The sequence below is a fragment of the uncultured Thiohalocapsa sp. genome (assembly GCF_913063425.1).
Classification (GTDB): Bacteria; Pseudomonadota; Gammaproteobacteria; order Chromatiales; family Chromatiaceae; genus Thiohalocapsa.
Window position 1 is genome coordinate 1 of the sequence record NZ_CAJXYK010000115.1, and the last position, 2,041, is coordinate 2,041.

The window sequence follows — 2,041 nt, forward strand, 5'->3', positions numbered from 1 at the left end:
CTCGGTCATAGACCCTTCACTCCGGATGCGATTGTTGTTGCTTTCGACACGCGCCGAGCCAGCGCCGGGCATGGCATCAGACACGGGGTGGTGCAATGACCGCGGCGGGCGATCACTGGGTTACCGGCTCGGTGCGCAGCAGGCGCGCGAAGGCGGCGGTGTTGGTGGGTCCGAAGGCGCGCAGGTCGATTTGCCGACCGGTTTGCGGGTCTTCGAACAGCAGGATGCCGCCGGTGCGCAGCGAAATCACATAGGGCGCATCCAACGGCACGTCATACGCCTCCCGCTCCCGCACCATGCCGCGCATGACGCCCAGCACGAAGCCGTCCACGCCGGACTCGAGCTCCGCCAGCAGCTTGCCGTCGTCTCCGGCGATGCGCACCGTCGTGGTGCCGGCACCATCGTCCTGGAACACCAGCTCACGGCTCTCCACCACCGGCGGCAGCGGTGTCTGGGTGCCGCCCACACCGGTGATCTGCACCATCGCCGCGGCCAGGATCACGAAGCCGATCAACAACGCCGCGCCGATGAGCACGCCGCGCGGAAAGGGTCGCCCCTCGAACGGGTCGCTCACTGCGCGCACACCTCCGTCATCGGCCCGTCGCCGGCGCGGTGCCGAGCTGCGGTGAGTCGCCGGCGTCGGTACGCGACTGCCCGGCGTCGTTGCCCGCGGTGTCCTGCTCCGTCGCGCTGGACTCGGTCGCGGTGCATTGGCGCAGGGCGTCGGCGAGGATCTCCGCGACCCGGTCCACCTCCGGCACACAGCGCAGCATGGGCTGGGCGTCGAAGAAGCGCCACGGACGCACGTTGGGCCAGAGGATCAGGAAGTTGACGCTGTGCCCATCGCCGAGCGCCATGGGAATGTCGCCGACTCCGTCCTTGTAGCGCCTGAGCCCGGCGCTCTCGATGGCCTTGAACGGGATGTTCACGGCCATGGGCAGGGCCACGCCGAAGCGGATCACCAGGCGCCGGTCCGTGATGCTGTAGATGGTGGAGCGCGCAAAGGCCCAGGCCATGAGCGCCAGGATGCCGACGGCCATGCCACAGAGCAGGAGCAGCCACAGCCCGGAGAGCAGCGCCACCTTCAGGGGCTCGCCGGCCGCAATCACATAGCCGACGCGGAAGACGATGAGCACCCCGAAATAGATGGCCACCGTGCGGGCGTGGAACGCCCGCACGGCGAGCGCGCCCCACTGGGGCGCGCCCTGCCACCGGAGCTGCTCTCCTTCCGGGAGATTCTCCGGCAAGCCGGGGACCGGCTCGAAGTCGAACTCACTCACAGATAGGGCTCCACCCGGTCCGGCGTGGCGTACAGCTTACCGGCACCGAGGTAGGCGACCACCTTGTCCTCCTCCGCGAGGGTGATCTGGTCGTAGCTCTTGAGCGTCGGCGCATCCTTGAATTGCGCGCCGGTGATGCTGTCCACCTCGATGACGCCCTTCTTGGTGCGGACGTTGCAGAGCGGCGTCGGTGCGAGCACCCGCTTGCCGCCGGCGTCGATCTCGAAGTAGCGCACGCAGGGCTCGGCCGTGTCCACCCAGATCTCCTTGCAGACACCGCCCTGGGCGCCGTCGCAGCCGAGCACGGGCCAGCCGCGCGGGTCCGGGTCGCCCTTGGCGACGCTGAAGTGCTTGGCGACGCGCATGGGCCGCACGCGCGGCTCACCGGTCTCAGTCAGATCGGGCTCTTCGGCACGGACGGCATAGGAGCCTGGGCCGACGCCGGCGAGCATCGGGTTGCCGGTGGGGGTCAGCGCGGCGCCGGGGAAGTCGGCGATGGGAACGGCGTTCAGCCTCGGCTGCGCGCGGTCCGGGCTCGGCTTCTGCACGATGGTGCCGGTGTGCGGCATCTTGAAGGTCTTGGGCTTGGGCAGCGGCGGGAAGCCTTCCATCATCTTCATCTTGCCGCCCATGCGCTGAGACTGCACCGGGTAGCCTTCCCGCTTGTCCTCGGTGCGGATATAGAAGATCAGCGCGAAGAAGAAGAACCAGAAGACGTACAGCACGAGCTGTGCGACATCGATGTAATTGGTAATGGCACC

At 68.3% G+C, this 2,041-nt stretch carries 3 protein-coding genes; all 3 read right to left on the reverse strand.

All coding sequences use genetic code 11. The features are described 5' to 3' along the window. Nucleotides 1–112: 112 nt before the first annotated feature. Entirely contained in the window at nucleotides 113–574 is a 462-nt protein-coding gene (gene puhC, locus QZ607_RS25750; protein WP_295889133.1) for a photosynthetic complex assembly protein PuhC, read from the reverse strand. Nucleotides 575–590: 16 nt separating this feature from the next. Next, complete coding sequence (puhB, locus tag QZ607_RS25755; RefSeq protein WP_295889138.1) at nucleotides 591–1,280, reverse strand: photosynthetic complex putative assembly protein PuhB; 690 nt, start codon at nucleotides 1,278–1,280, stop codon at nucleotides 591–593. Then, nucleotides 1,277–2,041, reverse strand: a 765-nt coding sequence (gene puhA / locus QZ607_RS25760; protein ID WP_295889141.1) for a photosynthetic reaction center subunit H, incomplete at its 5' end; no start/stop codon positions are given. The genes puhA and puhB, both read right to left, overlap by 4 nt.